Source organism: Pseudonocardia sp. ICBG162, from assembly GCF_020496225.1.
GTDB lineage: Bacteria > Actinomycetota > Actinomycetes > Mycobacteriales > Pseudonocardiaceae > Pseudonocardia > Pseudonocardia alni.
In genome coordinates, this window is sequence record NZ_JAHLJD010000013.1 from 674038 (window position 1) to 693445 (window position 19408).

Annotated in this window: 21 protein-coding genes and 1 pseudogene; 10 read left to right on the plus strand and 12 right to left on the minus strand. The window is 74.4% G+C overall.

What is annotated here, in order from left to right:
- Positions 1 to 74 precede the first annotated feature (74 nt).
- From KPL60_RS06480 to KPL60_RS06500, 5 genes are all read left to right on the plus strand, one after another.
- Positions 75 to 1346 carry an HNH endonuclease signature motif containing protein gene (locus KPL60_RS06480; protein WP_226365227.1) on the plus strand — a complete coding sequence of 424 codons (1272 nt, stop codon included), beginning with the start codon at positions 75 to 77 and terminating at the stop codon, positions 1344 to 1346.
- 162 nt (positions 1347 to 1508) lie between these two features.
- Positions 1509 to 2519 (plus strand): IS481 family transposase, encoded by a 1011-nt coding sequence (locus KPL60_RS06485; RefSeq protein WP_226365102.1) that lies wholly within the window; start codon positions 1509 to 1511, stop codon positions 2517 to 2519.
- Between the two features lie 11 nt (positions 2520 to 2530).
- Positions 2531 to 3715: a CaiB/BaiF CoA-transferase family protein gene (locus KPL60_RS06490; protein WP_226365228.1), complete on the plus strand. Its 1185-nt coding sequence runs from the start codon at positions 2531 to 2533 to the stop codon at positions 3713 to 3715.
- A gap of 63 nt (positions 3716 to 3778) precedes the next feature.
- A complete protein-coding gene (locus KPL60_RS06495; protein ID WP_226357017.1) occupies positions 3779 to 4261 on the plus strand; it encodes a DUF4188 domain-containing protein in 483 nt (160 codons plus the stop codon).
- A gap of 44 nt (positions 4262 to 4305) precedes the next feature.
- Positions 4306 to 5703 (plus strand): sugar porter family MFS transporter, encoded by a 1398-nt coding sequence (locus KPL60_RS06500; protein ID WP_226357016.1) that lies wholly within the window; start codon positions 4306 to 4308, stop codon positions 5701 to 5703.
- On the opposite strand, the gene KPL60_RS35060 is transcribed toward KPL60_RS06500, so the two are convergent.
- Together KPL60_RS35060 and KPL60_RS35065 are read right to left on the minus strand one after the other, a co-directional pair.
- On the minus strand, positions 5684 to 6418 hold the full coding sequence (locus tag KPL60_RS35060; RefSeq protein WP_374228660.1) for a molybdopterin dinucleotide binding domain-containing protein: 735 nt from the start codon (positions 6416 to 6418) through the stop codon (positions 5684 to 5686). The genes KPL60_RS06500 and KPL60_RS35060 overlap by 20 nt on opposite strands.
- A 75-nt stretch (positions 6419 to 6493) precedes the next feature.
- A pseudogene (locus KPL60_RS35065) lies at positions 6494 to 8023 on the minus strand (molybdopterin-dependent oxidoreductase); the annotation flags it as partial.
- 17 nt (positions 8024 to 8040) lie between these two features.
- On the opposite strand from KPL60_RS35065, the gene KPL60_RS06515 reads away from it, so the two are divergent.
- Both KPL60_RS06515 and KPL60_RS06520 read left to right on the plus strand, forming a co-directional pair.
- Complete coding sequence (locus KPL60_RS06515) at positions 8041 to 8556, plus strand: DUF664 domain-containing protein (protein ID WP_226357014.1); 516 nt, start codon at positions 8041 to 8043, stop codon at positions 8554 to 8556.
- Positions 8557 to 8583: 27 nt separating this feature from the next.
- The gene (locus KPL60_RS06520; RefSeq protein WP_226365231.1) at positions 8584 to 9507 is read left to right on the plus strand and encodes a LysR family transcriptional regulator; all 924 of its coding nucleotides are present in this window, start codon (positions 8584 to 8586) and stop codon (positions 9505 to 9507) included.
- Between the two features lie 27 nt (positions 9508 to 9534).
- Here the strand turns inward: KPL60_RS06520 and crcB are convergent, their stop codons facing one another.
- The 6 genes from crcB to KPL60_RS06550 form a co-directional block, all read right to left on the minus strand.
- Entirely contained in the window at positions 9535 to 9903 is a 369-nt protein-coding gene (crcB, locus tag KPL60_RS06525) for a fluoride efflux transporter CrcB (protein ID WP_226357012.1), read from the minus strand.
- Complete coding sequence (locus tag KPL60_RS06530) at positions 9900 to 10286, minus strand: CrcB family protein (protein ID WP_226357011.1); 387 nt, start codon at positions 10284 to 10286, stop codon at positions 9900 to 9902. Before KPL60_RS06530 ends, crcB begins: the two co-directional genes overlap by 4 nt.
- Positions 10283 to 11530, minus strand: coding sequence for an MFS transporter (locus KPL60_RS06535; protein ID WP_226365232.1), 1248 nt, complete (start codon positions 11528 to 11530; stop codon positions 10283 to 10285). The genes KPL60_RS06530 and KPL60_RS06535 overlap by 4 nt, the downstream gene beginning before the upstream one ends.
- The gene (locus tag KPL60_RS06540) at positions 11527 to 11967 is read right to left on the minus strand and encodes a MarR family winged helix-turn-helix transcriptional regulator (protein ID WP_226357009.1); all 441 of its coding nucleotides are present in this window, start codon (positions 11965 to 11967) and stop codon (positions 11527 to 11529) included. Before KPL60_RS06540 ends, KPL60_RS06535 begins: the two co-directional genes overlap by 4 nt.
- Before the next feature lie 85 nt (positions 11968 to 12052).
- Positions 12053 to 12520 carry a MarR family winged helix-turn-helix transcriptional regulator gene (locus KPL60_RS06545; protein WP_226365233.1) on the minus strand — a complete coding sequence of 156 codons (468 nt, stop codon included), beginning with the start codon at positions 12518 to 12520 and terminating at the stop codon, positions 12053 to 12055.
- 349 nt (positions 12521 to 12869) lie between these two features.
- The gene (locus tag KPL60_RS06550) at positions 12870 to 13157 is read right to left on the minus strand and encodes a hypothetical protein (protein ID WP_226357007.1); all 288 of its coding nucleotides are present in this window, start codon (positions 13155 to 13157) and stop codon (positions 12870 to 12872) included.
- Positions 13158 to 13245: 88 nt separating this feature from the next.
- On the opposite strand from KPL60_RS06550, the gene KPL60_RS06555 reads away from it, so the two are divergent.
- Entirely contained in the window at positions 13246 to 13674 is a 429-nt protein-coding gene (locus tag KPL60_RS06555; RefSeq protein ID WP_226357006.1) for a hypothetical protein, read from the plus strand.
- Here the strand turns inward: KPL60_RS06555 and KPL60_RS06560 are convergent.
- The 3 genes from KPL60_RS06560 to KPL60_RS06570 form a co-directional block, all read right to left on the minus strand.
- Positions 13671 to 14150, minus strand: coding sequence for an SRPBCC family protein (locus KPL60_RS06560; protein WP_226357005.1), 480 nt, complete (start codon positions 14148 to 14150; stop codon positions 13671 to 13673). The two genes, KPL60_RS06555 and KPL60_RS06560, sit on opposite strands and share 4 nt — an antisense overlap.
- 68 nt (positions 14151 to 14218) lie before the next feature.
- The gene (locus tag KPL60_RS06565; RefSeq protein WP_226365234.1) at positions 14219 to 15316 is read right to left on the minus strand and encodes a hypothetical protein; all 1098 of its coding nucleotides are present in this window, start codon (positions 15314 to 15316) and stop codon (positions 14219 to 14221) included.
- A 46-nt stretch (positions 15317 to 15362) separates the two neighbouring features.
- Positions 15363 to 16073, minus strand: coding sequence for an IclR family transcriptional regulator (locus KPL60_RS06570; protein ID WP_226357003.1), 711 nt, complete (start codon positions 16071 to 16073; stop codon positions 15363 to 15365).
- A 57-nt stretch (positions 16074 to 16130) separates the two neighbouring features.
- Between KPL60_RS06570 and KPL60_RS06575 the strand changes: the two genes are divergently transcribed.
- Positions 16131 to 17348, plus strand: coding sequence for a CaiB/BaiF CoA-transferase family protein (locus KPL60_RS06575; protein WP_226357002.1), 1218 nt, complete (start codon positions 16131 to 16133; stop codon positions 17346 to 17348).
- A 31-nt stretch (positions 17349 to 17379) separates the two neighbouring features.
- Positions 17380 to 18576, plus strand: coding sequence for an acyl-CoA dehydrogenase family protein (locus tag KPL60_RS06580; protein ID WP_226365235.1), 1197 nt, complete (start codon positions 17380 to 17382; stop codon positions 18574 to 18576).
- On the opposite strand, the gene KPL60_RS06585 is transcribed toward KPL60_RS06580, so the two are convergent.
- Entirely contained in the window at positions 18530 to 19381 is an 852-nt protein-coding gene (locus tag KPL60_RS06585; RefSeq protein WP_226357000.1) for a hypothetical protein, read from the minus strand. The two genes, KPL60_RS06580 and KPL60_RS06585, sit on opposite strands and share 47 nt — an antisense overlap.
- Positions 19382 to 19408: the final 27 nt, after the last annotated feature.

Consider the following 19408-nt stretch of genomic DNA (forward strand, 5'->3'; position numbering starts at 1 on the left):
CGAGCGCCGGGTGCGGAGTCCACGCCGACGCAAGGGGCTGGATATCGAACATCTGTTCGAGTACCATCGGCGACGTGACCGCGACCCAGGAACCACCCGTCCACGCCACCGGCGTGCCGGGCGGCGGGTTCACGTCCGGTGACCTGGCCCTGCTCCGCCTCCTGGTCGACCAGGTCGTCGACGACGACATCACCGTGCTCTCCGAGGCCGACCTGATCGACCAGATCCGGCAGATCGAGTCCCTGCAGGCCTCCCTCGCCGCGCTCCAGGCGACGCGCATCCGGGCGTTCGCGCAGGCACAGGTCGAGAACCGCCTCACCGACGACCGGGCCGACGTCGACGGGCTCCACCGCAGCGTGGTCGCGCAGGTCCAGCTCGCCTGCCGCGTCTCCACGGCCGAGGCCCGCACCCGGGTGGCGAACGCCCGGGACCTGTACGCCGGGTTCGGTCGTGTCCGGGACCTGCACATCGCCGGCGAGCTCAGCGCCGCGAAGGTCTCCGCGATCGCCGTCGAATGCCGCGACCTCGATGCGCGCCGGCGCAGGCAGGTCGATGCCCGCCTCGCCGTGCACGACCTGACCCGGCTCGGCATCGGACGGCTCCGCGCCATGACCCGCCGGCTCGTCGCCGAGATCGCCCCCGACCGCTTCCGTGCCCGGGTCCACGCCGCCAAGGCGGAGCGCCGGGTCACCCTGCGGCCCGCGCCGGACGCGATGAGCTATCTGACCGCCTACGTGCCGGTCGAGCAGGGCGCCGCCTGTCTGGCCGCACTGCAGAAGGCCTTCGTCGAGGTCCAGGTCGATCCGGAACCGCTGACCCGTACCCGCGGCCAGGTCCTGGCCGACACCCTCGTCGAACGCGTCACCGGACAGGTCACCGCGACGGCGGTGAACCTGGAAGTGCAGGTCACCGTCCCGATCCAGGCCCTGCTCGACCTGCAGTCCCCGCTCCCCGCGGAGATCCCCGGCCTCGGACCGGTCCCGGCTGACCTGCTCGCGAACCCCGAGGGCACCAAGTCCCTGCGTCGCCTGCTCACCGACCACGGTCTGATCATCGGCGGCGACTCCCGGCAGCGCACTTTCACTGGCCTGCTCGCCACCCTGGTCAAGGCACGGGCGCATAACCGGTGCACCGAGCCCTACTGCGACGCTCCCGTCCGCCACCTCGACCACATCCACCGCGACGCCGACGGCGGACGCACCGAGCTCGACAACGGTCGCGGAGTGTGCGAGTTCCACAACCACGTCCGCGAACAACCCGGCTGGCACATCGCCCGAGCCCCGGACGGGACTGTGGTCACCAGGACCCCGACCGGACACACCTACCTCGCACCCGACCCACCGTGAGCCGCGTCGCGACTGTCGCCGGTGTGGCGACGCGGCTAGCTGTGATGCCCAGGCACGTTGGTCGAGATCGTGTGACGACACGGTCTGATCTGTAGATGGGCGAAGGCCTCCCGGGTGTGGAGTGGAGCTGTCGAGGAACCGCTCCGCACCCAGGAGGCCTTCGTGTCCCACGCTACCCACTCCAATGCCGCGCTCACCTGTCGTGCCCGACTCCGACTCGCTCGCTTGGTCGTCGATCTAGGCTGGTCTGTGGCCCGCGCCGCCGAGCGCTACGACGTCTCGTGGCGGACTGCGAACAAGTGGGCCCAGCGCTACCGCGATGAAGGCCCGGCCGGGATGCACGACCGGTCCTCGGCCCCCCGTCACCAGCCGAACCGCACGCCGGCGCCGGTGGTCCGCAAGATCGTGCACCTGCGCTGGAAGCAGCGCCTGGGACCGGTCGAGATCGGCGACCGGCTCGACATGGCGTCCTCGACCGTGCACGCCGTGCTCGTGCGCTGTCGCATCAACCGGCTCACCCACATCGACCGGGCTACTGGCGAGCCGATCCGCCGCTACGAGCACGAGGCGCCCGGCGACTTGATCCACGTCGATGTCAAGAAGCTCGGCAAGGTCCCCGACGGAGGCGGATGGCGCTACGTCGGTCGTCGACAAGGCGAGAAGAACCGTGCGGTGACCTCGACACGAACCGGTCTGCCCAGGAGTCGGTACCACCAGCCTCTGCTGGGCACCTGCTACCTGCACACCGTCATCGACGATCACTCTCGAGTCGCCTATGTCGAAGCACACGAGGACGAGACCAAGCAGACCGCGGCCGCGGTCCTGCGTAACGCGGTCGCCTGGTTCGCCTGCCGCGGTGTCACGGTCAAACGCGTGCTCAGCGACAACGGCGGCTGCTACAAGTCTCATCTCTGGCGCGACACCTGTGCCGAGCTGGGCATCACCCCGAAAAAGACACGGCCCTACCGGCCGCAGACGAACGGGAAGATCGAGCGCTTCCACAGGACCCTGGCCGAGGGCTGGGCCTTCAAGAAGCTCTACAACTCCGAGTCAGCCCGACTCGCGGCTCTGCCAGCATGGGTCCACGACTACAACCACCACAGGCCCCACTCGGCAATCGGAAAGGCCACACCCATCACCAGGTTGAACAACCTGGCTGGGCATCACAGCTAGCGTGCCGGGACGTGGATCATTCCCCGCTCGGCGACGACCCCACCGGCGGACCGCTGGACGGCGTGCTGGTCGCCGACTTCTCCCGCGTCCTCGCCGGGCCCTACGCCACGATGATGCTGGCCGACCTCGGCGCGACGGTGATCAAGGTCGAGGGTCCGGGCGGCGACGACACCCGCGCCTGGAAGCCGCCGGTGGTCAGCGACCCCGAGCAGGGCGACATCTCGACCTACTACCTGTCGATCAACCGGAACAAGCGGTCCGTGGTGCTCGACCTGACCGACCCGGACGACCTCGCGGCGGCACGCGAGCTGGCGCGGCGGGCCGACGTCGTCGTCGAGAACTTCCGGCCGGGCGGTGCGGCGCGGTTCGGGCTGGACCACGACAGTGTCTCGGCAGGCAACCCCGGGGTCGTGTACTGCTCGATCACCGGGTTCGGCGCCCGCGGCGGCGCCCACCTGGCCGGCTACGACCTGCTCGTCCAGGCGGTGTCCGGGCTGATGAGCCTGACCGGTGACGTCGACGGGCCGCCGTTCCGCGCGGGGGTCGCGGTGTTCGACGTCCTCACCGGGCTCCACGCCGCACTCGCGGTCGGCGCGGCGCTGCGGCACCGCGAGCGGACCGGGCAGGGCCAGCTGCTGGAGACCAACCTGCTGTCGGTCGCGATGTCCACCCTGGTCAACCAGACCGAGGCCTACGTCGCCGCGGGCGCGGTCGGCCGCCGGATGGGCAACGCCCATCCCAGCGTCTTCCCGTACCAGCCGATGCCCACCGCGGACGGCGACCTCATCGTCATCGCCGGCAACGACGGCCAGTTCCGCAAGCTCGCGACCGTCCTCGGCGACCCGGCCATGGCCGAGGACCCGCGCTTCGCGACCATGTCCGACCGGATCGGCCACCGCGAGGAGATCGAGCAGCGGCTGCGCGCCCGCCTCGCCACCCGCACCGCCCAGGAGTGGTACGACGCGATCACCGCCGCCGGCGTGCCCTGCGGCCCGATCAACACCGTCGACGGCGGTGTCGCCCTCGCCGAGGAGCTCGGCCTCGACCCGGTCGTCCGGGCCGACGACGCCGCCGCCGTCCCGACCGTCCGCAACCCGGTCACCTGGTCGGTGACCCCACCGTCCTACCGCCGCTCTCCCCCGCCGCTGGGCGCCGACTCCGCCGAGGTCCGGGCCTGGCTCGACCAGAACGGATAGCGCCACTCGCCACCATCGGATAGTCTCGGTATCCACACAGCACCGTGACGAGGGAGTGGACCGATGGCGCCGTACACCCGCACGACCAACGAGCCGGCCGACGGGCCGGTCGTCGTGTTCCTCATCGGCATGCGCTTCAACCGGCCCTGGAAGGTCCGGGCCTGGCTGCCGGTGGTGAGCGCGATGTCCGGGATGCTGCGCGAGCTGGAGCGCGACCCCGCCCACGGGCTGCTCGGGACCCGCTCGGGGATCGGCCCCGGCGGCCCGTTCCTCGTCCAGTACTGGCGCGACCGCGAGTCCCTCTACGCCTACGCGAGCGACACCGCGGCGACGCACCGGCCGGCCTGGGCCGCGTTCAACCGCCGCGCCCGCCGCTACCCCGGCGCCGTCGGGATCTGGCACGAGACCTTCGTGGCCGGGGAGTTCGAGACGATCTACGGCGACATGCCGCCGTCGGGGCTGGCGAAGGCACTGGGCGTGCGGGAGATCGACGCCGCCACCGACGGCGGCCGCCGCCGGCTGGACGCCTCACGGCACGCCGCCTGACGCCTCCTGTTGCGGCCCGTAACGGGCCACCGGAGGATCGGCCGATGAGTTCGGGGGCGCAGACGGCGAAGCGGCCGTCACAGTGGGCGATCTGGTTCTTCGGGGCACTCGGCGGGATCCTGTGGGGGTACGACACGGGCGTCATCTCCGGGGCGATCCTGTTCATTCCCGACGACATACCGTTGTCGTCGCTGGAGCAGGGCACCGTGGTGTCCGGGCTGCTGGTCGGCGCGATGCTCGGGGCGGGCGTCTCCGGCAAGCTCGCCGACACCCTCGGCCGGCGGCTGCTGATCCTGCTCGGCGGCATCGTGTTCGTCATCGGCACGCTCGGCGCCGCCCTCGGGGTGAACGTCGCGATGCTCGTCGGGTTCCGGTTCGTGATGGGCGTCGGCGTCGGCATCGTGTCGGTGGTCGTGCCGATGTACCTGTCCGAGCTGGCCCCGGCCCGCATCCGTGGGCGGCTGACGTCGCTGATGCAGCTGCTGGTGACCGTCGGGATCTTCCTGGCCTACGTCACCGACTTCGCCTTCGCCGAGTCCCGGGACTGGCGCTGGATGATCGGGCTCGGCGTGATCCCCGCGGTCATCCTCGCGATCGGCATCTACACCCAGCCGGAGAGCCCCCGCTGGCTGGTCGCACAGAAGCCCGACGGCGGCGAGGAGGACGCGCGGGTCGTCCTGCAGCGGCTGCGCGGCACCCCGGAGGCGGCCGAGGCCGAGCTGTCGGAGATCCGGGAGAGCGTGCGCGTCGAGCGCGAGAACACCGAGAAGGTCGCGATCGGGACGCTGTTCTCCCCGCGGCTGCGGCGGCTGACCCTCATCGGGATGCTGCTGGTGTTCTTCCAGAACTTCGTCGGCATCAACACGATCATCTACTACGCGCCGACCCTGCTCACCGACGTCGGCTTCGGGGCGACCGGCGCGATCGGCGCCAACGTGGGCATCGGCGCGGTGAACATGCTGATGACGCTGCCCGGGATGTGGCTGATCGACCGCGCCGGGCGACGCCCGCTGCTGCGCTGGGGCGCGGTCGGCATGTGCGTGGCGATGATCGTCCTCGCGGTGACGAACCTGGTCGGGCTGGAGCAGGGGCCGCTGCTGCTCGGGCTGACCCTGGCCGGGATCGTCGTCTACATCGCCTCGTTCTCGATCTCCTGGGGCCCGGTGCAGTGGGTGCTGCTGCCGGAGCTGTTCCCGCTGCGGGTCCGCGCCGGCGCGGTCGCGTTCTGCGTGACGTTCAACTGGCTGTTCAACATGACCGTCGCGCTGCTGTTCCCGTCGCTGCTCGAGGCGTTCGGCGCGGGCTGGAACTTCCTGTTCTTCGCGGTGACGACGGCGGCCGCCTACGTCTACGCGACCAGGCTGCTGCCCGAGACGAAGGGCCGCAGCCTGGAGGAGATCGAGCGGGACCTGGCCCAGCCGGTCACGGCGAAGCCGGCGTGACCGGCGGGGTGTGCGCGGTGACCTCCGGGGCCTCGTGGCGGTACGGCTCGACCGCGACCGCGCACAGCTGACCGCTGCACCCCTGCGCGAAGCCAGACGTCCCCCGGTCGCGGGTCACGGCGTTCGGGTTGCCGTGGACGCAGAGGCCGTCGTCGCCGAGCTCGGGACGGTCCGGGTCGGGGCGCGGGTCCCACCACGCCCCGGTCGGCAGCTGCAGCGCGCCGGGCCGGATGTCGTCGGTGACCCGCGCCGCGGCCAGGCAGGCGCCCCGGTCGTTGTGGAGGCGGACGACGTCGCCGTCGCCGATGCCGAGCCGGGCGGCGTCGTCGAGGTGGATGCGCACGACCTCGCGCCCGGAGCGTTTCGACCCGGCCGAGTGGGCGCCGAAGTCGAGCTGGGAGTGCAGCCGGGTCGCCGGCTGGTTGGAGACCAGCCAGAACGGGTGCCGGTCGTCGGGGACCTCGGTCGGCTCGATCCACGCCGGGTGGCCGGGGTGGTCGGGCAGCCCGAGCGCGGCGACCGGGCCGGACCCGACCTGGACGCGGCCGGACGCCGTCGGCAGCGGGTGTGCGACGGGATCGGCGCGGAAGCGGGCCAGCACCCCGCCGTCGTCGGGGCGCTGGGGCAGCTCCAGCTCGCCGCGCTCCCAGAACTCCTCGAACGACGGCGCGTCGAGCCCGCGGTCGGCCAGGCCCTTGCGGGTGCGGTCGTACATGTGGACCAGCCACTCGTGCGACGTCCGGCCCTCGGTGAAGGCCTCGCCGTGCCCGAGCCGCACGGCCAGGTCGGCGAGCACGTCGTAGTCGTCGCGGGCCTCGCCGTGCCGGGGCACCAGCTGCTTCATCGCGACGACGAGCGGGTCGGAGCTGGTGGCGCCGATGTCGTCGCGTTCCAGGGTCGTCGTCGACGGCAGCACGACGTCGGCGTGCCGCGCGGTGGCCGTCCACATCGGGTCGTGCACGACGAACGTGTCGAGCTCGGCGACCGCGCGCCGCATCCGGCGCAGGTCCTGGTGGTGGTGGAACGGGTTGCCGCCGGCCCACCACGCCATCCGCACGTGCGGGTAGGTGTGCCCGACACCCTGGTAGGAGTACGTCTCCCCCGGGTGCAGCAGCATGTCCGCGACCCGCGCGACCGGGATGAACGAGGTCACCGGGTTCGGCGCCCGGGAGAACGTCGGCACCGGCACCGCGTTGCGCGGGCGCCCGTAGTGCCCGAGCGACCCGAGGCCGTAGTTGAAGCCGCCGCCGGGCAGGCCGATCTGGCCGAGCACCGCGGCGAGCGCCGTCCCGCCCCAGACCGGCTGCTCGCCGTGCTCCGCGCGCTGCAGCGACTGCGCGACGGTCACCAGGGTACGGCCGTGCGCGATCCGCCAGGCCAGCTCGCGGATCGTCGCCGCCGGGATGCCGGTGACGCCCTCGGCCCACGCGGCGTCCTTCGCCGGGGCGGCGAACAGGTACTCGTGCAGGCGGTCCCAGCCGTCGCAGTGCGAGGCGAGGAAGTCGGTGTCGGCCCGCCCCGCCTCGACGACGGTGTGCATGAGCGCCAGCATCAGCGCGACGTCGGTGCCGGGCCGGATCGGCAGCCAGGTGGCGTCGACCTCCTCCGGCAGGTCCGGGCGCAGCGGGCTGACCAGCACGAACACCGCGCCCCGGTCGCGGGCGGCGCGCATGGCCCCGCGCTCGACGTGCCGGCTGACCCCGCCCGCGGCGATCGCGGAGTTCTTCAGCGCCATCCCGCCGAACGCGACGACGGTGTCGGTGTGCGCCGCGACCTGGTCCCAGGTCACCGCCTAGCGGGTCACCGCGTCGAAGGTGCCCAGCACGTGCGGCAGCACCACCTCGGCGGCGCCGCCGGAGTAGGTGTTGACCGAGCGGGTGTAGCCCCCGGTCAGCGCCAGGAACCGGTGCAGCTGGCCCTGGGCGTGGTGGAACCGCCCGGCCGACGCCCAGCCGTAGGAGCCGCCGTAGACGGCCTCGTCGCCGTGGGTGGAGCGGACCCGGTGGGTCTCCTCGGCGAGCCGGTCGAGCACCGCGTCCCAGGACACGGTGCGGTAGCCGTCGCGCCCACGACCGGGGTCACGGCCCGGGCCGCGGTCCCACCAGCCGCGGCGCACCGCGGGCGCGGCGACCCGGGCGGCGTGCCCGACGGCCGCGGGGATGTTGTCCAGCACCGGGGACGGGTCCGGGTCGCCCGGATGCGGGCGGACCCGCAGCCTGCTGCCGTCCCAGCGGGCGTGGAACACGCCCCAGTGCGCACTGTGGGTCCTCACGTTCTCGGTCACCACCGACCACCGTAACCCGCATGCCGGGGCCCGCATACGGGAAAGCCCGCCCCATGACGACGACCGCGGAACTGCTGACCGACCACTTCGGCCGGATCGACGAGCTCGTGCGCGAGGTGGTGGACGGCCTGTCCGAGGCCGACCTCGCCCGCCGCCCGGAGGGTGCGGACGGCCCCGGCAACCCGATCGGCTGGCTGGTGTGGCACCTGCTGCGGGTGCAGGACGACCACGTCGCCGAGGCATTCGGGTCCGACCAGGTCTGGACCGGCGAGGGCTGGGCGCAGCGCTTCGGCCTGGACCTCGACGTCGCCGACACCGGGTTCGGGCACGCGTCGTCGCAGGTCGACGCCGTGCGCACCACCGCGGACCTGCTGGCCGGCTACGGCGCGGCGGTGCACGAGCGCACCGTCGGGCACCTCGCGGGCCTCGCCGACGACGACCTGTCCCGCGTCCTGCCGCCCACCTGGGGGGAGAACGTGACCCTCGGCGAACGCCTGGTCAGCGTGCTCGGCGACGACCTCCAGCACGCCGGTCAGGCGGCCTACCTGCGCGGGCTGCTCGGAGTGTGACCCCGCCCGCCACCTAGGCTGGTCCCGATGGCCACCGCACCCGCACGCGTCCCCGACATGACCGCTCTCGCCCTGCTCCGTGACATCGCCTGCACCGGGAGCATGTCCGCCGCGGCCGAGGGGCTCGGGCTGACGGTGCAGGCCGCGTCCGCGCGGATCCGGGCCGCCGAGCAGCAGGTCGGGGGCCCGGTGCTCGAACGTGCCCGCCGGGGGCGGCGGTCCAGCAGGCTCACCACCCGCGGGGTCCTGCTGGTGGAGTGGGCGGGCCCGCTGCTGGCCGCCGCGTCCGACCTGGACGTCGCGGTCGCGGCGCTGCGCGACGAGCCGGCCGGGGAGGACACCGTCGTCCTGGCCGCGAACCCGGTGGTCGCCGAGAATCTGCTGCAGGCCTGGCTGGTCGAGCTGCGCGACGGTCCGGGCGGGCGGGTCGTGCTGCGCGACACCCCGGACCCGGCGGCGGCGGTCCGGGCCGGTGACGCGGCGGTCGGTGTGGTGTCCACGCCCGGCCCGCTGGAGGACCTGCACGCGGCGACGGTGGGATCGGACCCGCTGGTCCTCGTCGTCGCCCCCGGGCACCCGTGGGCCGGGTCCGACGGCGTCGATGCCGCACAGCTGGCCGGTACCCCGCTGCTCACCCGGCCGCCCGGTGCCGGGGCCCGGCCCGCGCTGGAGGCCGCGCTCGACGCCGCCGGTGCCGGTGGGCCCGTGCCGCCGCGGCGCGAGTACGCCGCGGACGCCGCCCTGCGGGCCGCGGTCCGCGCCGGTGAGGGCCCCGCGGTGCTGGGGCGGGCGGTGGTCGGCGCCGACGTCGCGGCCGGGTCGCTGGTCGTCGTCGACGTCCGCGGCCTCGACCTGACCCGGGAGTTCCGCGCCGTCTGGCGGGAGGGCACCTCGCCCCGCGGCACCGCCCGTGACCTGCTGCGGATCGCCACCGGCGGCCGGATCCGCTGACCCGGCCGGACCCCGGCGCGACCCGGCTCAGGCGGCGACGGCGGTGAGCAGCGCGTGCCCGGCCAGTGCGGCCGCGACACCGACCACCACGCTCGCCGCCGCATAGCCCACGGCGAGCGCGGTGCGGCCGCGTTCGAGCAGCGACAGCGTCTCCCAGCCGAAGGTGCTGTAGGTGGTGAACGCCCCGCAGAACCCGGTGCCGAGCAGCGCGGCGAACCCCGGCCCGAACAGCGGGGTCAGCGCCACCACGCCGCCGAGCACGAAGGACCCGGCCACGTTGATCACCCAGGTGCCCCACGGGAACGCCGAGGGCGTGCGCGCCTTCACGGCGGTGTCGACGAGGTAGCGCAGCGGCGCCCCGACGGCCGCACCGAGGGCGACGAACAGCGCCGTCACCGGGCTCCCCCGGCGAGCGCGCGGGTCAGGGTCGCGCCGAGCGCCGTCGCGGCGACGGCGAGCACCGGGGTGCCGACCATCAGCGCCAGCGACCCCGGCGAGCCGAAGGCCGGCGCGGCGACGTCGACGGCGTAGGTGGAGAACGTCGTGTACCCGCCGAGCACCCCGACGCCCAGCGCCGGGCGGACGAGCGGGTGGGCCCGGAACCGCTCGGTGACCAGCACCATCAGCACCCCCATCAGCAGGCAGCCGGTGACGTTGATGATCAGCGTCGTCCACGGGGCGGGCGGGCCGACGAGCCCGAGCAGCCAGCGCGCCTCGGCACCCACCACCCCGCCGGCGGCGACCGCCGCGAGCACCGCCGGCCGGCCGGGCGCGCTCACCCGGCGGCCTCCGCCCGGGCGGCGCGGCGCGCCGTGGGCAGGCCGATCGCGGCCGCGACCAGGCAGGCCACCGCACCCAGGGCGAGCCCGCCGCGACCGCCCCACTGCTCGCTGACCCACCCGGCGATCGGGCCGCCGATCGGGGTGGACCCGAGGAAGGCCACCGACCACAGCGCCATCACCCGGCCCCGCATGTGCGGGGCCGAGGCCAGCTGCAGCGTCGAGTTGCCGCCGGCCATGAACGCGACGCTGGCCATCCCGACCAGCCCCATCGCGACCAGCGCGACCCACAGCGACGGCGCGACCGCGGCGAGCCCCAGGACCAGGCCGAACAGCAGCGCGGTGCGCACCAGCATCGGCACCCCGGTCCGCCCGTGCCCGGCGACGACGAGCCCCCCGACGACCGCGCCGACGCCCATCGCGCCGGTGAGCCAGCCGTAGGTGGCCGCGTCGCCGCCGAAGGTCTGCGAGGCCACCACCGGCAGCACCACCGGGAACTCGTAGGCCAGGCAGCCGATCAGCGCCATCATCACCAGCGGCACGCGCAGCTCGGGGTTGCCGCGCACGTGGGCGAGCCCCTCGCGCAGCTGTCCGGGCGCCCGGGGCGCCGGAGCGGTGGGCATGAGCGCGGAGGTGTCCAGGCGCAGCAGCGAGGTCACGACGGCGACGAAGCTGACCGCGTTCACCGCGAAGCAGATCCCGGTCCCGCCCGCGACGATGACCAGCCCGGCCACGGCCGGTCCGACCGCGCGCGCGGCGTTGACCAGGACCGAGTTGAGGGTGACGGCGTTGCGCAGGTCCTCGGGCCCGACCAGCTCGTGCACGAAGGTCTGCCGGGCCGGGTTCTCGACGGCCTTGTTCAGCCCGAGCACCGCGGCCAGCACGTAGACGTGCCAGAGCGCGACGGTGCCGGTGAGGGTGAGCACGGCGAGTGCCGCGGCCTGCAGGCCCATCATCGTCTGCAGGCCGACCATCAGCCGTCGCCGGTCGAGGCGGTCCACCCACACCCCGGCGTAGGGCCCGAGGAGCAGGGTGGGCACGGTCTGGACGGCGACGACGGTGCCGAGCACCGCAGCGGACCCGGTCAGCTCGTACACCAGCCAGGACTGGGCGATCGACTGCATCCAGGTGCCGACCAGGGAGATCGACTGGCCGCCGATCCAGAGCCGGTAGTTGTGGCCGGACAGCGCGGCGAAGGTGCGGGCGAGCGTCGAGCGGGACGCCTGGTCCGGACCGGCGCTCACCGGGCGTCCCGCAGGGCGCCGGCGAGCGCGTCGAGCGCGGGCAGCGCGGCCCGCAGCCGTGCGGCGTGGTCGGGGGTCAGGGCGTCGACGTGTGCGGCGAGCAGCCGGGTGCGTTCCTCGCGGCGCCGGCGGTGCTCGGCCGCACCGGCCTCGGTGACCGCGACGCGCACGGCGCGCCCGTCGTCGGGGTCGGTGTCGCGGACGAGCAGCCCGGCGGCCTCCAGCTTGCCGGCCAGGCGCGACAGCATGGTGGGGTTGACGCCCTCGACGGTCGCGAGCTCCCCCATCCCGATCGGGCCGCGGACCGCGACGGTGCCGAGCACCGACAGGGCGCTGCGGGTGAGGTCGGAGCCGCGGGTGGCCCGGTCCAGGCCCCGGGCGATCCGGGCCAGGTCCGTGCGCAGCCGCGCCAGCTCGTCGGGGTCGAGGCCGCTCATGCACACTCCATATGTTTGCCTGTCAGCAAGCATATACCCGTGCAACGATCCGCGCCGGGCGCGGGCGGACGGGGCGGCGCCCCGGTCAGGCGGGAGCGGCCTCGGACTCGGCGGACCGGAGCCGGGACGCGAGCCGCTGCAGGTCGTCGCGGAGGCGGAACAGCTCGTCCATCGACATGCCGGTGGCCTTGATGACCTGGTCCTGCGCGGCGGCGGCCTGCTCGCGCAGCGCCTTGCCCTTCTCGGTCAGCGACACCTGCACGGTGCGCTCGTCGTCCGGGCGACGGGCGCGGGTGACCAGCCCGTGACCCTCCAGCCGGGTCAGCATCGGCGACAACGTGCCGCTGTCGAGGAACATCCGCTCGCCGAGCTCCCGCTGGGGCACCGTCTCCTCGGCCCACAGCACGAGCAGGACCGCGTACTGGCTGTAGGTCAGGCCGATGGAGTCGAGGATCGGGCGGTAGCACCCGGTCATCGCACGGGACGCCGAGTGGAGCGCGAAACAGAGCTGCTCGTCGAGCGCCAGCGGCGCAACGGTTCCGGGCTCGGTCATTCCCACAGGGTAAGCGCTCGATGTCGGGAGTTCATCCGAGCCCGCAGGATCGGGCTCGCCGCGACGGCGCCCGCAGGTCGGGGAGGCGAGGAACGGGTCCGGGGCGCGACCACCCCCGAAGCGGTCGCACCCCGGACCCGGGGCCGACGGACCGGAAGGCTCCCCAGCGCCCGGTCCGTGCAGAAGCTCGTGTCATGCAGTTTCCCCGACTCTGCGCGACTCAATCGCAAACGGCTGTGGTTCACCCGCAGCGCCCAGTGCGGACGCGCACCGTGACCCGGTCGCCGGTACCCCGCTGCGGCAACGGGGTGACGGCGGGTCGGTACGACGGCGGTACCGCGACCGCCCGTCAGCGCCGGCGGCCGGGTGGCGGGCGGAACCGCACCACCTCGACCGCGTCACCGGGGAGCGCGTGGTCGGCGAGCAGCCGGTCGCGGTCGGCGTGCCCGCACCGGCTGTTGCCCTGCGGGACGCGGACCCAGTCGTGGTCCGGGTCGGCGGCCAGGACGCGGTCGTTCACCTCGCGGTCGAAACCGGGTACCGGCCAGTGCCCGGCGGCTCGGGCGCGGTGCACGCGCAGGAACACCGGGCCGTCGCCGTAGTCACCGGGTGGCGGGACGGTCTCGGGAGCGGTCATGTCGGGGCCTCCGTGGAAGGGTGGTCCCGGGGTGTCCGCGCCCCGTCCGGTCCCCGGTTCGGCCGGGGGCCGCGGATACCCAGAATCGATGACGTCCGGAGGCGCCGTGCACGCGGTCCGCACCACCGCCCGGCTGCTGCTGGGCGCGTTCCTCGTCGGAGCGGGCGTCGCCCACCTGCTCGTCCCGGCCCGGTTCCTGGCCCAGGTGCCACCGTTCCTGCCCGCGCCCGGCGCGGTGGTGCTCGTGTCCGGGCTCGTCGAGATCGCGGTCGGGGCCGCGGTGCTCCTCGCACCGGCCCGGCTGCGGCCGCACGCCGGGCTGGTCGCGGCGGCGCTGTTCGTGCTGGTGTTCCCCGGCAACGTGGCGCAGTACGTCACCGGCACCGACGCGTTCGGCCTGGACAGCGACGGCGCCCGTGCGACCCGGCTGCTCGTCCAGCCGCTGCTGGTGGTGTGGGCCCTGTGGGCGTGCGGCTCCGGCGTCCTGCTGCGGCGGGGCCGCCGCCGCGTCGCCTAGGACGTCTGCACGGTCCGGGCGAGGATGCCCAGGGTCGCCTTGAGCGACGCCGCGGAGATCACCGGGAACAGGCCGGAGTCGCGGTACTGCGGGTGGATGTCGGACCAGTCGCACCACGAGACGACCCGGGTGCCGCCGCCGTCGGCCTCGCCGACCGGCTCCAGCCGGTAGCCGTAGACGTGGCCGACCGGCGGGCGCATGACACCGACGATGGTCCAGGAGATCTCGCGGTCGGGCACGTAGCTCGCGATGTGCACGGTGACGTCGTAGCGGCCCATCGGGCGGTCGCCGAGCGACTCGCGGTCCATGTGCACGACGAAGGTGTCCCCGGCCGCCGAGACCGGCTCGCCCTCGGCCGACATCAGCATCCCGGAGCTGTCGATGGCCACGTGCCCGCGCGGGTCACGGAGCACGGCGAAGATCTCGGCCGGGCTCGCGTCGACGATGCGCGAGGTCTCGATCCGCTGGTCGCTCACGGACCCGATCATGCCCCGTCCCGGCCGGTCCGGCCCGGGGACGGGGACGGGGCACGACGGTGGCGCGCTCAGGAGGCGGGGCCGACCGGGAAGCGCAGGACGGCGCCGACGCCGTCGGTGAGCGTGACGTCGTCGCCGGGGTGGATCAGCACGACGGCGGCGCCGGTCGCGGCGGCGGCGCGGACCAGGACGTTCGCGGCCGGACCGGACAGCACCGGGGTGTCGCCGACGAGCTCGTCGGCCTTCTCCCCCACCGCGGCCGGGTCGGAGCCGGCGACCAGCTCGGTGCCGGGCACCGCGGCCGGGTCGACCAGCAGCGTCTCGACGGCGTGCGCGCGGGTGGCCCCGGTGACGTCGCCGAGCCCGGTGACGGCGAGCCCGTCGCCGCGCCCGGACGCGGTCGCGAAGCTCGTGAGGGCCTCGCCGCGGCGGGTCTCGCGGACCTCGTCGGCGGCGGCACGGACGGTGTCGTCGACCTGCTCGGGCACCGTGCCGCCGGTGTTCTCGATCTCGGCCATGATCCCGGCCGAGGCCGGCGGGAGCTCGTCGCGCAGGCGGGCCCGGGACTCCGCGTCCCCGGCGACGACGAGCAGGCCCGCGTTGCCGGCGCGGACGGACTTCTCGACCCGCTCGGCGACGGCCTGGGCGTTGCGCTTCCAGGTCTCCTCGACCCGGGCGTCCGCGGAGCCCTCGCCGGGGCCCGCGGTGCTCGCCTTGTGGACCGGGCCGCCGGAGTCGGCCGACACCTCGGAGACCGTGCCGTCCACACCGCGGACCCGGCCCCCGGTCCGGTCGACCGAGACGACGACGGTCGCCACGTCCTCCCCCACCGCGCCGAGCACGCCCAGCAGGTCCGGCACCGAGCCCCAGGCCGCGGTCCCGCGCTCGGGCGGGAACTCGGTGTGCCGGTCGAGCAGGACCCGTGCGGCGTCGGCGACGAGGACCCGCCCGGCCGTGCCGTCGGGGGCGTCGGCGGCGGTGACGGCCTCGTCGAGGACGGCGAGCACCGACTCGTCCGCTCCGTCGTCGATGAGGCGCTCCCGCAGGTCGCGCCAGCGCAGGCGGTACTGCTCGGTGGCGTCGGAGGTGTCGTGGGTGGCGTCGAGCACGACGGTCGCAAAGGGGCCGTCGCTGTCGTTCAGGGGTCGGATCCAGTCGGTACGCATCACCCGTCGCCTTCCCGGCACACCGGGGGGCAAACGTCGCGCCGGCTCAGGTCGACCAGGCCTGGGCGGCGTCGGCGAGGGCCTCGGCGACCCCGGGGGGCAGCGGCCCGGACCCGCGGTCGGCGGCCGAGAGCGCCCCGGTGACGCGGCCGTCGTGGCGCAGCGCGACCGCGACGGCGACGGCGCCGGGCAGCAGGGTGCCGCTCGCGCCGCGTTCGAACCCGTCGGCGCGGATCCGGGCGCAGGCGTCGAGGAGCGCGGCGGCAGCGCCGGGGTCGCCCTCGTGCGCGGCGAGCGCGACCCGTTTGCGCTCGGCCGGGCCGAGGTGGGCGAGCAGGACCCGGCCGGCCGCGGTGTCGGGCAGCGGTGCGCGGACCCGGGCCGACAGCGCCACGTCGAAGCCCTCGTCGGCGCCCGCCCAGTCGAGGTAGACGGCGTCGTCGCCGATCCGGGCGGCGAGCAGCACCGGCAGCCCGGTGTGCCGGGCGAGCTGGTCGAGCGCCTCGTGCGGGATCGCCGGGACGGGTGGTTCCCCCGCTCTCGCCGCGAGCATCCACGGCGCGGGGCCCAGGGTGTACCGACGGTCGCGGTCGTCGAGGTAGCCGGTGGCGACGAGGCCGTCGACGAGCTTCTGCACCGAGGACACCGGGGCGCCGACGCGGCGGGCCAGCTCCGACAGGGTGCTGCCGTCGGGTCGGCGTGCGGCGGCCTCCAGCAGACCGGCCACCCGGTCCACGGTCCGGTGGTGGTTACGCATATGGGTAAGACTAGCTCGCAGGAGCGAGAGAAGTTAGCCATGCTCATGGAGAACGTGATGGCGAGCGACCGAGGGGAGCACGACATGGGTGGCGCACTGGACGGGCTGCGGGTGATCGACCTGGCGTCGGTGGTCATGGGCCCGTACGCCTGCCAGATCCTGGGCGACCTGGGCGCCGAGGTGATCAAGATCGAGCCACCGGCCGGGGACATGACCCGCCGCACGCTGCCGCAGCGCAACCCCGGGATGGGCGCCCTCGCGCTGAACGTGAACCGCAACAAGCGCTCGGTGGCGCTCGACCTCAAGACCGACGCCGGCCGCGCGGTGCTCGACGACCTGCTCGACACCGCCGACGTCCTCGTGACGAACATGCGCCCGGGTGCGCTGGACCGGCTCGGGCTCGACCCCGGTCGGGTCGCCGAGCGCTTCCCGCGCCTGGTCCAGGTCCGCGCGCAGGGCTTCCGCAGCGACTCCGAGCTCGCCGACCGCGCCGCCTACGACGAGATCGTGCAGGCGTCGTCGGGGATGGTGGACCTGATGCGCCGGGCGACCGGCACCCCGTCCTACGCGCCGACGATCCTGGCCGACAAGGTGTGCGCGCTGACGATCGCCTACTCCACGCTGGCCGCGGTGATCCACCAGCGGGCCACCGGCGAGGGGCAGCTGGTCGAGGTCCCGATGACCGACACGCTGCTCGCGTTCAACCTGGTGGAGCACCTGTCCGGGCACACCTTCGTGCCCGCGGAGGGCCCGACCGGGTTCAACCGGTCGATGGCCGCCGGGCACGAGGCCGTCGCGACGAAGGACGGCTGGGCCTGCATCCTGCCCTACACCCCGCGCAACATCGCCGACTTCTTCACCGCGGCCGGCCGCGACGACCTCGCCGCCGACGAGCGGTTCGCCACCTCCCCCGCGATGGCCGCGCACCAGCCCGAGCTGTACGCGCTGATCGGCGAGCTGGCCCCGCAGCGCACCACCGACGAGTGGGCGCGGCTGTGTGCGCGGCACTCGGTCCCGTTCGCGCCCGTCCTCGCCGTCGACGACGCCGAGACCGACCCCTACGTCACCGACGGCGGCCTGCTCACCGAGGCCGAGCACCCCACCGAGGGCCGCTACCGGTCCATCGGCTTCCCGGTCCGGTTCACCGCCACCCCGGGCGGGATGCGCACCCCCGCCCCCGCGCTGGGCGCCGACGGCGCCGACGTGCTGCGCGAGCTGGGCCGCACCGACGACGAGATCGCCGCCCTGCAGGAGCAGGGGGTGCTCGCCCGATGACGACCGCCGTGCCCGCCACTCTGGAGGAGTCATGACCGCACCGCTTCCCGCCGACCTCTTCGGCTACGTCGACCTGCTCGCCCCCGAGGAGCAGCAGATCCTCGCCCGGGTCCGCACCTTCGCCGAGGAGAAGATCGCCCCGATCGCCGACGACTACTGGGACCGCGCGGAGTTCCCGCACGAGCTGATCCCGGGGTTCGCCGAGCTCGACGTCGTGGGGCTGGCGCGGGAGTGGCCCGACCGGCCCGCCCACTCGCGGCTGCTCACCTCGTTCGTGTCGATGGAGCTGTCCCGCGTCGACCCGTCGATGGCGACCTTCTTCGGGGTGCACGCCGGGCTCGCGCTGACTTCGATCGACCTGTGCGGGTCACCGGAGCAGAAGGACCGCTGGCTCCCCGCCATGCGCCGGATGGAGAAGATCGGCGCGTTCGCGCTGTCCGAGCCGCACGGCGGGTCCGACGTCGCGGGCGGGCTGGAGACCACCGCCCGCCGCGAGGGCGACGAGTGGGTGCTGGACGGCGCCAAGCGCTGGATCGGCAACGGCACCTTCGCCGACCTGGTGGTCGTGTGGGCCCGCGACGTGGGGGACGACTCGGTCAAGGGCTTCGTCGTCGAGAAGGGCATGCCCGGGTTCACCGCCACCAAGATGGAGGGCAAGCTCGCGCTGCGCACCGTGCAGAACGCCGACCTCACCTTCGACGGCGTGCGCGTCCCGGAGGCGAACCGGCTGCCCGGCGCACAGACCTTCGCCGACACGAACCGGGTGCTGCGGGTGACCCGGGGCGGCGTCGCCTGGAACGCGGTCGGCGCGATGGCGGGGGTCTTCGAGCTGGCCCGCGACTATGCGGTCGAGCGCGTCCAGTTCGGGCAGCCGATCGCGTCGTTCCAGCTGGTCCAGGACCACCTCGTGTCGATCCTGGGCGCCGTCGTCGCCTCGCTGGGGATGGCCGTGAAGGTCGCCCAGATGCAGGACGACGGCACCTTCCGCGACGAGCAGGCGGCCCTGGCCAAGCGGCAGGCCACGCTGATGCTGCGCGACGCGGTCGCCCGGGCCCGGGAGGTGTTCGGCGGCAACGGGATCCTGCTGGAGAACAAGGTCGGCCGGTTCTTCAACGACGCCGAGGCCCTCTACTCCTACGAGGGCACCAAGGAGATCAACACCCTGGTCGTGGGGCGCGCGGTCACCGGGATCGGGGCGTTCGTGGGACGGCGGCCCGCGAAGCACTGAGCACCGCCAGGGCGTCGCGCAGCGCCCGCAGCCCGGTGACGGCGGGGTCGTCACCGGGCAGCGCCGCGAGATGGGCGTCGACGCACTCCCGGTACAGGCCCGCGAGGTGGTCGGTCAGCAGGGTCCAGGCCGCGACCCGCTCGCCGAGCGCCCCGTCGCGCCACCGCAGCGCCGCGGCGGCCAGGTCGCGGTGGGCGCCGTCGTAGGACGCGACGGCGGCGTCGTTGCGGCCGATCTCCCCGGTCACGAGGGTGTGCAGGAACCGGACCGGGAACAGCACCGTCTTGGTGACCGCCCGCGGCCCACGGGCCAGCAGTGCCGCCGGGTCGGCGACCCCGGCGAGCCAGGCGTCGTCCACCCGCTCGACGAGGAACTCCGCCGAGCCGCGGACCAGCTCGTCGTGGGTGGGCGGCACGGCGCCGTCGCGGACGTCCGTGCCGTGGCGCAGCACGCCCGAGTCGAGCAGGTCGAGCCGGTCGACGGCGGGCAGGCGGGCCGGGCGGCCGCCGGGGCCGTGGCGCACGGTGTCCGGGTCGGCCCAGAACACCGAGAGCCGCTCGGCGAGCCCGTCGGTGCCCGCGGCGGCGTCCCGGGCCGCGGCGACGACGTCGTGCACCCGCGAGGCCGTGCCGCCGCCGGTCTCCCGCAGCACCAGGGCCAGGTCGACGTCGCTGACGGCGGGGGCGAACCCGCCGTGCGCGAGGCTGCCGAGCGTGTAGGCCGCCACCAGGTCGTCACCGAACTCGCGGCGGGCCGCGTCGGTCGCCGCGGCCAGCACCGCCTCGCCCCGCTCGTCGTCCGCCACCGGTCCAGCCTGCCACGCGGGACCGCC